Raw genomic sequence first — 12,455 nt, forward strand, 5'->3', positions numbered from 1 at the left:
CGCCGGTCCGGTCGGTTGGCCGGGGTCGGCCGAGGTGGTCAATATGCAGCCGCCCGACCACCTGATCAAGCAGGGCATCAACAACCTGCCGACGCTGGGCGACGGCCGCCAGTCGGGCACGTCGGACAGTCCGTCGATCCTGAACGCCTCGCCCGAGAGCGCGGCCGGCGGCAACCTGGCCTTGCTGCGCACGGGCGACGTGATTCGCGTGGACCTGAACCTCGGCCGCTGCGACGTGAAGCTGTCGGATGAGGAGCTGGCGGCCCGCAAGCAGGAAACGCCGCCGGCGATTCCCGCCAGCCAGACGCCATGGCAAGAGATCTACCGCGCCACGGTCGGCCAATTGCACCGGGGCGCCTGCATGGAACTGGCCCTGCCTTACCGAGGCGTGGCGCACGACATGCCGCGCCATAACCACTGACATGGGGACATCAGGGGTAGCGCCAAGCTGAATTCTTGAGCAAAATGTCAATACTGCGCAGGCGACGAGTTCGCTGCGCCGATAAAAAACAGGAGACAGTATGAAACATGGCATCACGAAGATGGGCGCCGCCATTGGACTCGGTTGCGCGCTGCTGTTCGCGTCCGCGCCGAGCATGGCCGACGCCAAGAATCCCAAGATCGGCTTCTCGATCGATGACCTGCGGCTCGAGCGCTGGACGCGCGATCGCGACTATTTCATCGGGGCCGCAGAAAAGCTCGGGGCCAAGGTCTATGTGCAGTCGGCCGACGCCAGCGAGCAGCGCCAGATCGCCCAGATCGAAAACCTGATTTCGCGCGGGGTCGACGTGCTGGTGATCGTGCCGTATAACGCCACGGTCCTGAACAACGCGATCCGCGAGGCCAAGAAGGCCAAGATCAAGGTGCTGTCGTACGACCGCCTGATCCTCAACGCCGATGTCGACGCCTACATTTCGTTCGACAACAAGGCGGTGGGCGAGCTGCAGGCGCAGTCGATCGTGGGCCTCAAACCGAAGGGCAACTACTACCTGCTGGGCGGCGCGCCGACCGACAACAACGCCAAGATGCTGCGCGAAGGCCAGATGAAGGTGCTGCAGCCGCTGATCGACAAGGGCGACATCAAGGTGGTCGGCCGCCAGTGGGTGAAGGACTGGAGCGCTTCCGAGGCGATGTCGATCGTCGAGAACGCATTGACCGCCAACGGCAACAAGATCGACGCCGTGGTGGCGTCCAACGACGCCACCGCCGGTGGCGCGATCCAGGCGCTGGCCTCGCAGAAGCTGGCCGGCAAGGTGCCGGTGTCGGGCCAGGACGCCGACCTGGCCGCGGTGCGCCGCGTGATCGCGGGCACCCAGTCGATGACGGTCTACAAGCCCCTGAAGACCATCGCCACCAGCGCCGCCACCCTGGCCGTGCAACTGGTGCGCAACGAGAAGCCTGCCTATAACGCACAGCTCAACAACGGCTACAAGCAGGTCAGCACGGTGCTGCTCAAGCCGATCCTGCTGACGAAGTCGAATGTCGACGTGCTGGTCAAGGACGGTTTCTATACCCAGGGCCAGCTGGCCGGCAAGTAGCCGGCGCCTGCACCGATCATCTCCTTTCCTCGACCCGCGTGCGGGCCGGGGCTTTTTCACGCCTTGTAGAGTCTTGCGATGTCGGGCTATCTGCTTGAAATGAAGGGAATCGCCAAGCGATTCGGTGGGGTGGCCGCGCTGGACGGCATCGACCTGGCGATCCGGCCGGGCGAATGCATCGGCCTGTGCGGCGAGAACGGGGCCGGCAAGTCGACCCTGATGAAAGTGCTGTCGGCGGTCTACCCGCACGGCAGCTGGGACGGCGAGATCCTGCTCGATGGCCAGCCGCTGCGCGCACGCTCGGTGCGCGAGACCGAGGATGCCGGCATCATCATCATCCACCAGGAACTGATGCTGGTGCCCGAGCTGACGGTGGCCGAGAATATCTTCCTGGGGAACGAGATCACCTTGCCGGGCGGGCGCCTGGACTATCCGGCCATGAACCGCCGCGCCGCCGAGATCCTGCGCGAGCTGCGGCTGCCGGACGTGAACGTGGTGCTGCCGGTGAAGCACTACGGCGGCGGCCACCAGCAACTGATCGAGATCGGCAAGGCCCTGAACAAGAATGCGCGCCTCCTGATCCTCGACGAACCGTCGGCGTCGCTCAGCGCATCCGAGATCGAGGTCCTGCTCGAGACGGTGCGCGACCTGAAGGCGCGCGGCGTGGCCTGCGTCTACATCTCGCACAAGCTTGACGAAGTGGCGGCCATCTGCGACACCATCGTCGTCATCCGCGACGGCAAGCACATCGCCACCACGCCGATGCCGCAGATGAGCGTCGATCGCATCATCGCCCAGATGTGCGGGCGCGAGATGAGCCAGATGTATCCTTCGCTCCCGCACGAGATCGGCGAGGTGGTGATGGAGGCCCGCCACATCAGCTGCTACGACCCGGAAAACCCACGCCGCAAGAAAGTGGATGACGTCTCGTTCGCGGTGCGCAGCGGCGAGATCCTGGGCATCGCCGGCATCGTCGGCGCCGGCCGCACCGAGCTGGTGACGGCGCTGTTCGGCGCCTATCCGGGGCGGCACGACGGAGAGGTCTGGCTCATGGGCCGCAAGGCCGACACCTCGGAACCGCTGAAGGCGATCCGCGCCGGCTTCGCCCTGGTGCCCGAAGACCGCAAGCACCACGGCATCGTGCGCGACCTGTCGGTGGGCGAGAACATCACGCTCTCGGTGCTGCAGCGCTACGCGCACCTGACCCGCATCGACGATGGCGAAGAAGCCAGCGCGATCGGCGGGCAGATCGCGCGCCTGGCGCTCAAGACAGCGAGCCCGGCGCTGCCGATCACGGCGCTCTCGGGTGGCAACCAGCAAAAAGCCGTGCTGGCGCGGATGCTGCTGACCGGCCCGAAGGTGCTGATCCTCGACGAGCCAACCCGCGGCGTGGACGTCGGCGCCAAGTTCGAGATCTACCGCCTCATGCTGGAACTGGCTGCCCAGGGCATCGCCATCATCATGGTGTCGTCCGAGCTGGCCGAAGTACTGGGCGTGTCCGACCGTGTGCTGGTGATGCGCGAGGGCAGGCTGAGCGGGGAATTCATCAACGATGGCCTGAGCCAGGAAACGGTGCTGGCCGCCGCCCTGGGCCAGGCCTGAATCAACGAATCGACATCCATGGATACAACGACCTTCAAGCGGCTGTTCACGCAATACAAGATTCTCGCACTGCTGGTGGCGATTGCCGTGATCTGGGCCTTCTTCAGCTGGAAGACCGATGGTGGCTTCACCTCGGCGCGAAACCTGTCGAACCTGATGCGGCAGATGTCCATCACCGGCATCCTTGCCTGCGGCATGGTGTTCGTCATCATCGCCGGCGAGATCGACCTGTCGATCGGCTCGCTCCTGGGCCTGCTGGGCGGGATGGCGGCGGTGCTCGACGTTACCCACGGCATGCCGCTGCCGCTGTCGATCGCGGTGGTGCTCGGCGCCGGCCTGCTGTGCGGTTTCCTGAATGGCTACCTCACGGCCTACGCGGGCATCCCGTCCTTCATCGTCGGCCTGGGAGGCATGCTGGCTTACCGCGGCGTGGTGCTGGGCCTGACCGACGGCGCCACCATCGCGCCGGTGTCGCCCGGCATGGAGCAGCTGGGCCAGGCCTACCTGCCGCCCAGCTGGGGCATCGCCCTCGGCGTGCTGCTGTTCGCCCTGGCCGGCGTGCTGGCCTGGCGCCAGCGCGTCAACCAGGCGCGCCACGGCTTGCCGGTGATCGCGCCGTGGCGCTCGGTGTTTCGCGTGGCCCTGGTCGGCGTGGTGCTGGCCGGGCTGGTCTCGACCTTCAACAGCTATGAGGGCATTCCGCTGCCGGTGCTGATCCTGCTGTTCCTGCTCGGCCTGTTCAGCTATATCGCAAAGCAGACCGTGTTCGGCCGCCGCATCTATGCAGTGGGCAGCAATATGGAGGCGACGCGGCTGTCGGGTATCGACGTGCGCAAGGTCAAGTTGTGGATCTTCGGCCTGATGGGCCTCATGTGCGCGCTGGCGGGCTTGATCAACACCGCGCGCCTGGCGGCCGGTTCGCCTTCGGCCGGCGTGTCGGCGGAACTGGACGTGATCGCGGCCTGCTTCATCGGCGGCACCTCGATGCGCGGCGGCGCCGGCACCGTGCACGGCGCGCTGGTCGGCGCGCTGGTGATGGCCAGCCTGGACAACGGCATGTCGATGCTGGATGTCGACGCCTACTGGCAGATGATCGTCAAGGGGCTGATCCTGACACTGGCCGTGTGGCTGGACGTGGCGACGCGCAGCAGTACGCGCTGAAACAGGACCATACGTCGTCCCCGCGAAGGCGGGGACCAGGGGTTGTGTGCGAGGCTACTGCGGCGGATGTCGGCCCCCGCCTGGGCGGGGACGAGTTGATCAGGCCAGCGATAACATCCCGCCGGCCTCAAGTTGATGTCAGCCGGGCAGCTTCAACTCACCATCCACCAAGCGCACGATCCCCAGCGGATTGCCATCCTTGAGCGCCTCCGGCAGCAGACCGGCCGGCACGTCCTGGTAGCACACCGGACGCAGGAAGCGTTCGATCGCCGTCGCGCCAACCGATGTGCTGCGCGGATCGGACGTCGCCGGGAACGGCCCGCCATGGACCATCGCGTAGGAGACTTCGACACCGGTCGGGAATCCGTTGAACAGGATGCGGCCCACCTTGCGCTCCAGCAGCGGCAGCAGGGCGCCAGCCAGTGCATGGTCGCTCTCGACGGCGTGTACGGTCGCGGTCAACTGGCCCTCGAGATGGCGCGTCACTGCCAGGATCTCATCCTCGGTCCTGCAGGCGATCATCAACGATACCGGTCCGAAGATTTCTTCTTCGAGGGCCGGATTGGCCAGGAAGGTCGCAGCGTCGCACTGGTACAGCGCGGCGCGTGCGGCGCAGCCTGGGCCTTCGTGGCTGCCATTGGCCACCAGCTGCACGCCGCTCACGCCCGCACGCTTGCCGATCGCCAGGTCATACGCCTGATGGATGCCGGCGGTGAGCATGGTGCCAGCCGGCTTGAGTTGCAGGGCCGCCGCCGCCGCATCGCGGAAGGCGTCGAACTGGGGGCCGGCCAGGCCGATCACGAGGCCCGGGTTGGTGCAGAACTGGCCGACGCCCATGGTCAGCGAGTCGACGAAGGCGCCGGCCAGCTTGGCGCCGCCAGCCTGCAGCGCGCCCGGCAGCAGGTAGACCGGATTGATGCTGCTCATTTCAGCGTACACCGGAATCGGTTCCTTGCGCTTGGCGGCGATCTGCGCCAGCGCCAGGCCGCCGCCGCGCGAGCCGGTGAAGCCGACCGCGCGGATCGCGGGATGGCTCACGAGGTCGCCGCCAATCTGGTTGCCTTCGCCGATCAGCAGCGAGAACACGCCTTCCGGCATGCCGCATTCAAGCGCGGCCTGCAGTACCGCCTTGCCCACCAGTTCCGAGGTGCCGAGGTGGCCGTTGTGCGCCTTGACCACGACCGGGCAGCCGGCTGCGAGGGCCGAGGCGGTGTCGCCGCCGGCGACCGAGAACGCGAGCGGGAAATTGCTGGCGCCGAAGACGGCAACCGCGCCGAGCGGGATCTTGCGCATGCGCAGGTCCGAGCGTGGGGGGGTGCGTTCGGGCAGGGCCGAATCCAGGGTCGCTTCCAGGAAGTGGCCGTCGCGCACCACCTTGGCGAACAGGCGCAGCTGGTTCACCGTGCGCCCGCGTTCACCCTCCAGGCGGGCTGCCGGCAGGCCGCTTTCCTGCGACGCGCGTTCGATCAGGATCGGGCCCAGGTCGACGATGCGCTGGGCGATCGTCTCGAGAAAGCGTGCGCGCTGCTCGAGCGGCAGGGCCCGATACGGTTCGACGGCGGCATCGGCCAGGTCGCAGGCGCGCGCCAGGTCGTCCGGTGTCGCCAGGCCGAACGCCGGCTCGAGCTGTTCCTTGCGTGCCGGGTCGTAGGCCCGGGCGGTGCCGGCGCTACCCTGCACGATCTGGTGGCCGATGATCATTTCGCCGCTGATATTCATGAAATCTCCTTGTTTGCAGTGATGAGGCTGTCTTGAAGGCGTCGATGTTATACGCAATCAGCAAAGCCTGCACGGGAGCGATAACAAGATCTGCCCAAATGATATCGATTTCTGTTAGCGCGAACATTTTAGTTGCGTCTGACTGGCGTATTGATTAGCATGATTGACAGCAAGCCAATAATAAAAGACAAGCAGGAGACATCATGCGTACCACGATCGTTCGCCGCACCGGCGCGTACGTGGGAGTGGTTGCGGCGTTCGCGGTCGCAGCCGCCGCCACGACCGTTACATCCGCCGTGCCGCAGGACGGCAGCCGCGCCGCTGACGCTGCCCCGGCCGGCGCCCGTTATGTATGGGACAGCGTCGCCATCGGCGGTGGCGGCTTCGTCACCGCGATTGTTCCGAGCCGCAGCGAACCCGGTATCGCCTATGCGCGTACCGACGTCGGCGGCGCCTACCGCTGGAGCGCGAAGGAAAGGCGCTGGACGCCGTTGCTCGACTGGGTGGGCGAAGACCGGACCGGCCTGCTGGGCATCGATGCGCTGGCGATCGACCCGGACAACGCGGCCAAGGTGTGGTTGCTGGCCGGCACCGCCTACCTGAACGGTGGCCGCAGCGCCATCCTGCGCTCGACCGACTACGGCAAGACCTTCGACGTCGTCGACGTCACGGCCCAGTTCAAGACCCACGGCAACGGCTTCGGACGCCAGGGCGGCGAGCGCCTGGCCGTCGATCCCGGCACCGCCAAGCGGCTCTACCTCGGTTCGCGTCGCGACGGGCTGTTCGAGAGCGGCGACGATGGCAAGACCTGGCAGCGTAATACGGCGCTGGCGGTGACCACGACGCCCAACGACGTCGGCCTGAACATCGTGCTGCCGGACCCCGCCAGCGTGCAGCATGGCCGCGCGCAGCGCCTGTTCATTGGCGTGTCGCGCTTTGGCAGCGCCGGCCCGAACCTGTACCGCAGCGATGACGCCGGCGCTACCTTCGCGCCGGTGAGCGGGTCGCCGTCCGGCCTGATGCCGCAGCGCGCCGTCTTCGACGGCGCGGGCAAGCTGTACATCACCTATGCCAATGGCGCCGGCCCGCATCCGGACCAGGGCGGCCTCGAACCGATCGACCGCGGCCAGGTGTGGCAGTACGACATCGCCGCCAACGCCTGGCGCAACGTGACGCCCGTGGGCGTGACCCGGCCGTTCGCCGGCGTCAGCGTGGACCCGCGCAATCCCGAGCGGCTGGTGGTCTCGACCATCAACACCTTCATCGCCCAGGGCGACGCGCGCGGCGACCGCATCTTCGTATCGAATGATGCAGGGGCCAACTGGGTCGACGTGGTCAACCGCGGCTTCAGGCGCGACGCGGCCGGCGTGCCCTGGCTCGAAGGCCACGCGATCCACTGGGCCGGATCGGTCGAATTCGATCCGCTCGACCCGCGCGCGGTCTGGGTCACCTCCGGCAATGGTGTGTTCCGCACGCCCGATATCGATGCCACGCCAGCCACCTGGACCTTTACCGTCAGGGGCCTGGAAGAGACGGTGCCGCTCGGCCTGGTGAGCATGGCAGGGGCGCCGCTGGTATCGGCCATCGGCGACTACGACGGATTCATGCACGACGATCCCGCACGGCCCGGACGTATCCACCGCCCGGAGATCGGCACCACGACCGGGCTCGATGCCGCCGGGCGCCGACCGGGGAGCATGGTGCGCGTGGGTGACGCGATGCTCATCACGCGCGACGGCGGCGCGAGCTGGACGCAGACCGCGGCGCTGCAGGGCAAGCGTGGCCGGGTCGCGATGTCGAGCGACGGCGCGACCCTGGTGCATAGCCCGCAGGGCGCGGCCATGCTGTACCGGTCGAATGACGATGGCGCGAGCTGGACGCAGGTCAGGGGACTCGAGGGGCGCAATCTGCGGGCGGTCGCCGATCCGGTCAACGCGAAGGTGTTCTACGCCTACGACGACAAGCACCTGATGGTCAGCCGCGACGCCGGCGCGAGTTTCACGCCGCGCGCGAGCCTGCCGCCGGGTGGTTCGCGCCTGATCCGCGCCTTCCCGGGCCGCGAAGGCGACCTGTGGGTGCCGCTCAAGGACGGTGGCCTGGTGCGCTCGCGCGACGGCGGCGCGAGCTTCGCGCCGGTGGCCGGCATCGACTATTGCGGCGCCGTCGGCTTTGGCAAGGCCGCGCCGGACAAGGTCGATCCGGCCGTGTATATGTGGGGCAGCGTGGGCGGCGTGCGGGGCGTGTATCGCTCGCTGGACCTGGGTCGCAGCTGGCGGCGCATCAACGACGACGCCCACCAGTACGGCGGACCAGGCGACGGCCAGTTCATCGTTGGCGACATGAACCGCTTCGGCGTGGTCTATATGAGTACCGCCGGACGCGGCATCGTTTATGGAAGGCCGGGGCCGACATGATCCAATCCTTTATTGTGCGCCTGGCGTTCGGCGTCTGCGCCCTTTCGCTCGCCGCGGCCAGCAGCGCCGCGCCGGAAATGGTGCTGCGCTACGACCGGCCTGCCCAGGACGACGACCAGGGCTGGGAGAAAGAAGCGCTCCCGATCGGCAATGGCCGCATCGGCGCCATGGTGTTCGGCCAGCCCGGCCGCGAGCACCTGCAGTTCAACGATATCACCCTGTGGACCGGCGACGACAAGACCATGGGCGCGTTCCAGCCCTTCGGCGACCTGCTGGTGGTGCTGCCTGGGCATGAAAACGGGGCGACGAACTATCGCCGCACGCTCGACCTGGAGCGGGGCGTCCACACGGTGAGCTACACGCACGGGGGCGTGCGCTACCAGCGCGACGCCTGGGCCAGCCATCCGGCCCAGGTAATCGTGCTGCGCCTCACGGCCGATCGGCCTGGCAAGTACACGGGCGCCGTGTCCCTGACCGACCGCCATGGCGCCGGCCTTGGGCTGACCAACAGCCGCCTGCACGCCGCCGGCACGCTGAAAGGATTTGCGCTGCCCGGCCAGAGCGCGAGCAGCAATGTGATGTCCTACGCCAGCCAGGTGCAGGTGATGAACGAGGGCGGCAAGCTGGCCAGCGATGGCGCGCGCGTGACGTTTGCCGGGGCCGATGCATTGACGCTGGTCCTCGGCGCCGGCACCAGCTACGTGCTCGACGCCGCGCGCCGCTTCGAAGGCGACCATCCGCTGGCGCGCGTCACCACCCAGGTGGACAGGGCGTCGGCGCGGCCTGTGCGCCAACTGCGCGCCGAGCACGAGGACGATTTCCAGCGCCTGCTCAAACGGGTCGCGATCGACCTGGGAGACACGCCGGCCGCGCGCCGGGCGCTGCCGACCGACGCGCGCCTGCTGGCTTACACGAAAGACGGCGGCGATCCCGAGCTTGAGGCGCAGTACTTCCAGTATGGCCGCTACCTGCTGGCCTCGAGTTCGCGCGGTTCGCTTCCCGCCAACCTGCAGGGCCTGTGGAATAACAGCCTCACGCCGCCGTGGAACGCGGACTACCACACCAATATCAATATCCAGATGAACTACTGGCCGGCCGAGGTGGCTAACCTGAGCGAACTGGCCGAGCCCTTCTTCCACTTCGTGAATGGCATGGCGCCCGTGTGGCGGCAAGCCACCTCCGACGAGTTCCGGCGCGCGGACGGCAAGCCGGTGCGTGGCTGGACGCTGCGTACGGAGTCGAATCCCTTCGGCGCCATGAACTACCTGTGGAACAAGACCGGCAACGCCTGGTACGCCCAGCACTTCTGGGAACACTATGCCTTCACGCGCGATGCACATTTCCTGCGCGAAGTCGCCTATCCGATGATGAAGGAAGCCAGCGCCTTCTGGCAGGACTACCTCAAGACGCTGCCGGACGGGCGCCTGGTGGCGCCGCAGGGCTGGTCGCCCGAGCACGGCCCGGTCGAGGATGGCATCGCCTATGACCAGCAGATCGTGTGGGACCTGTTCAACAACACGGTCGAAGCGGCCGCCATCCTGCAGGTGGATCCGGCGCTGCGCGCCACACTGGCCGCCATGCGCGACCGCCTGGCGGGCCCGCGCATCGGCAGCTGGGGGCAACTGCTCGAATGGCTCGACGAGAAAATAGACCCGGTGCTCGACACGCCGCAGGATACCCACCGCCACGTCTCGCACTTGTTCGCGCTGTTCCCGGGCCGGCAGATCGATCCCCTGCGCACGCCGGAACTGGCACGCGCCGCGCGCCGCACCCTGGAAGCGCGCGGCGACGCCGGGACTGGCTGGTCGATGGCCTGGAAGATGGCGTTCTGGGCGCGGCTGCACGATGGCGACCGGGCCTATCGCATGCTGCGCGGCCTGCTGGCGGCGCCGGGGGCGCGTGCGGCCGAGCAGGGCGGCGTCTTCTCGGAGCACAACAACGCCGGGGGCACCTATCCGAACATGCTCGACGCGCATCCGCCATTCCAGATCGACGGCAACTTTGGCGCCACCGCCGCCATGGCCGAGATGCTGCTGCAGTCGCAGGGCGGCGAACTTCACCTGCTGCCAGCCTTGCCCGCGACCTGGGGTGCCGGGTCGGTCAAGGGCCTGCGCGCACGCGGCGGTTACGAGATCGACCTGCGCTGGGAGGATGGTCGCCTGCAAGGCGCGACCGTGCGCTCGGTGGCCGGGGACGGCGGCCCGGTGAAAGTCCGCTACGGCGCGAAGCTCATCGCGATCGACCTGGCGCAAGGCCAATCCCGCAGCCTCGACGCGACGCAGTTCGAGTAGAGACAAGAACGACAACCAAGGAGACGACCAGCATGACCCTGAACCAGATCGCTCGCCGACTCGCCCCGATTTGCCTGCTGCTGGCAAGCGCCGCGGTCGTTACCAATGCGCTCGCCGATCCCGCAGCCTCCGAGCTGCCGCGCCTCGTCGCGAAGGATGGCCGCCACGCGCTGATGGTGGATGGCGCGCCGTTCCTGATGCTGGCCGGCCAGGCCCACAACTCCAGCAACCATCCCGCGGCTCTGCCCAAGGTCTGGGCCGCGCTCAAGGACGCGCATGCGAATACGCTCGAGATGCCGATCGCCTGGGAACAGGTCGAGCCGAAAGAAGGGGAATTCGACTTCGGCTTCCTCGACACCCTTGTCCGGCAAGCTCGTGAAAACGATATCAGGCTCGTGATCGTGTGGTTCGGGACCTGGAAGAACACGGGCCCGGGCTACCTGCCGGAGTGGGTCAAGTTCGACAACGCGCGCTTCCCGCGCATGAAGGACAAGGACGGCAAGGCGGTCTACAGCCATTCGCCGTTCGGCGAGCAGACCCTGGCGTCCGACCGCCGCGCCTTCGTCAAGATGATGGAGTACATCAAGAAGATCGATAGCGAGCACCGCACCGTGATCATGGTGCAGGTCGAGAACGAGGTCGGCACCTACGGCGTCCCGCGCGACCATGGCGAGCGCGCCGAAGCCGCGTTCCGGCAACCGGTGCCGGCGGCGGTGCTGGCACGGCAGAAGCCGAAGGTCGCCGGCGTCACTCAAGGCACGTGGCGCCAGGTGTATGGCGACTACGCCGACCAGTACTTCCACGCCTGGGCCATCGCCGGCTACATCGAATCGATCGCCCGGGCCGGCCGCGAAGTGTACGACCTGCCGATGTTCGTCAACGCCGCCCTGCGCGAACCGTCGGTCGACGGCAAGCCTGCCGCGCCGTGGAAGGGCAACTTCGCCAGCGGCGGGCCGACCTACGACGTGATCGACATCTACAAGGCGGCCGCGCCGCACATCGACCTGGCGGCGCCGGACATCTATATGCCCGAGTCGAACAAGGTCATGGCGGTCCTGACATCGTACCAGCGGCCGGACAACGCCCTGATGGTTCCCGAGATGGGCAATGCGGCCGGCTACGCGCGCTATGTGTACCAGGCCTTCGGCATGGGCGCGCTGGGCGTGGCGCCGTTCGGGCTCGACTACTTCGATTACAGCAACTACCCGCTCGGCTCCAAGTTCACCGACCGCCGCATGGTCGAGCCTTTCGCCACCGTGTACGGGGCCTTCGCGCCGATGCAGCGCCAGTGGGCGCGCTGGGCCTTCGAGGGCCGGACCCGGGGCGTGGCCGAGGGTGACGACCGCGCCGCACAGACCGTCGTGCTCAATGGCTGGAAGGCGACGGTGTCGTTCCGCGAGTTCCAGTTCGGGGAGCGCCAGTACCTGAAGGACAAGAGCGAGTACCAGTCGGGTACCGAGAAACCGAATGGCGGCGTGGCCTTCGCCCAGGTCGGCGAGAACGAGTTCGTCCTCGTCGGCCAGCAGGCGCGGGTCAAGTTCGCCCCGGATGGCCCGAACGCGGGCAAGCCTTCGCTGCTCGCGCGGGTGGAACAGGGCAGTTTCGATGCCGATGGCCGTTGGGTCATGGAGCGCAACTGGAATGGCGACCAGACCGATTATGGCCTCAACCTGCCGGCGACGCCGGTAGTGCTGAAGGTCAGGCTCGGGACTTACCAGGAATAACAACGA

7 protein-coding genes and 1 pseudogene are annotated in these 12,455 nt (G+C 67.4%); 7 read left to right on the plus strand and 1 reads right to left on the minus strand.

Annotated features, from left to right (window positions below; all coding sequences use genetic code 11):
• From AC56KW_RS22355 to AC56KW_RS22370, 4 genes and pseudogenes are all read left to right on the plus strand, one after another.
• A pseudogene (locus AC56KW_RS22355) lies at positions 1-421 on the plus strand (dihydroxy-acid dehydratase); the annotation flags it as partial.
• 121 nt (positions 422-542) lie between these two features.
• Positions 543-1,538: a D-xylose ABC transporter substrate-binding protein gene (gene xylF, locus AC56KW_RS22360; protein WP_497172908.1), complete on the plus strand. Its 996-nt coding sequence runs from the start codon at positions 543-545 to the stop codon at positions 1,536-1,538.
• Positions 1,539-1,616: 78 nt separating this feature from the next.
• Entirely contained in the window at positions 1,617-3,140 is a 1,524-nt protein-coding gene (xylG, locus tag AC56KW_RS22365) for a D-xylose ABC transporter ATP-binding protein (RefSeq protein WP_497172849.1), read from the plus strand.
• Between the two features lie 18 nt (positions 3,141-3,158).
• Positions 3,159-4,301, plus strand: a complete 1,143-nt coding sequence (locus tag AC56KW_RS22370; protein WP_497172850.1) for a sugar ABC transporter permease — start codon at positions 3,159-3,161, stop codon at positions 4,299-4,301.
• A 138-nt stretch (positions 4,302-4,439) separates the two neighbouring features.
• On the opposite strand, the gene AC56KW_RS22375 is transcribed toward AC56KW_RS22370, so the two are convergent.
• Entirely contained in the window at positions 4,440-6,020 is a 1,581-nt protein-coding gene (locus AC56KW_RS22375) for an aldehyde dehydrogenase (NADP(+)) (protein WP_497172851.1), read from the minus strand.
• Positions 6,021-6,223: 203 nt separating this feature from the next.
• Here AC56KW_RS22375 and AC56KW_RS22380 point away from each other — a divergent pair, with 203 nt between their 5' ends.
• From AC56KW_RS22380 to AC56KW_RS22390, 3 genes are read left to right on the plus strand one after another with little or no spacing between them, the layout of a single operon-like run.
• Positions 6,224-8,434 carry an exo-alpha-sialidase gene (locus AC56KW_RS22380; protein ID WP_497172852.1) on the plus strand — a complete coding sequence of 737 codons (2,211 nt, stop codon included), beginning with the start codon at positions 6,224-6,226 and terminating at the stop codon, positions 8,432-8,434.
• Entirely contained in the window at positions 8,431-10,725 is a 2,295-nt protein-coding gene (locus tag AC56KW_RS22385) for a glycoside hydrolase family 95 protein (RefSeq protein WP_497172853.1), read from the plus strand. Before AC56KW_RS22380 ends, AC56KW_RS22385 begins: the two co-directional genes overlap by 4 nt.
• A gap of 32 nt (positions 10,726-10,757) precedes the next feature.
• The gene (locus AC56KW_RS22390) at positions 10,758-12,449 is read left to right on the plus strand and encodes a GH35 family beta-galactosidase (protein ID WP_497172854.1); all 1,692 of its coding nucleotides are present in this window, start codon (positions 10,758-10,760) and stop codon (positions 12,447-12,449) included.
• The last annotated feature ends 6 nt before the right edge of the window (positions 12,450-12,455 follow it).

Source organism: Telluria sp. RT2P19 (genome assembly GCF_059685725.1).

Bases quoted from the DNA above. Each gene is read 5' to 3' on its own strand.
- AC56KW_RS22375 (WP_497172851.1), bottom strand. From the start codon at position 6,020: ATGAATATCAGCGGCGAAATGATCATCGGCCACCAGATCGTGCAGGGT.
- AC56KW_RS22385 (WP_497172853.1), top strand. From the start codon at position 8,431: ATGATCCAATCCTTTATTGTGCGCCTGGCGTTCGGCGTCTGCGCCCTT.
- AC56KW_RS22390 (WP_497172854.1), top strand. From the start codon at position 10,758: ATGACCCTGAACCAGATCGCTCGCCGACTCGCCCCGATTTGCCTGCTG.
- AC56KW_RS22370 (WP_497172850.1), top strand. From the start codon at position 3,159: ATGGATACAACGACCTTCAAGCGGCTGTTCACGCAATACAAGATTCTC.
- xylG (WP_497172849.1), top strand. From the start codon at position 1,617: ATGTCGGGCTATCTGCTTGAAATGAAGGGAATCGCCAAGCGATTCGGT.
- AC56KW_RS22380 (WP_497172852.1), top strand. From the start codon at position 6,224: ATGCGTACCACGATCGTTCGCCGCACCGGCGCGTACGTGGGAGTGGTT.
- xylF (WP_497172908.1), top strand. From the start codon at position 543: ATGGGCGCCGCCATTGGACTCGGTTGCGCGCTGCTGTTCGCGTCCGCG.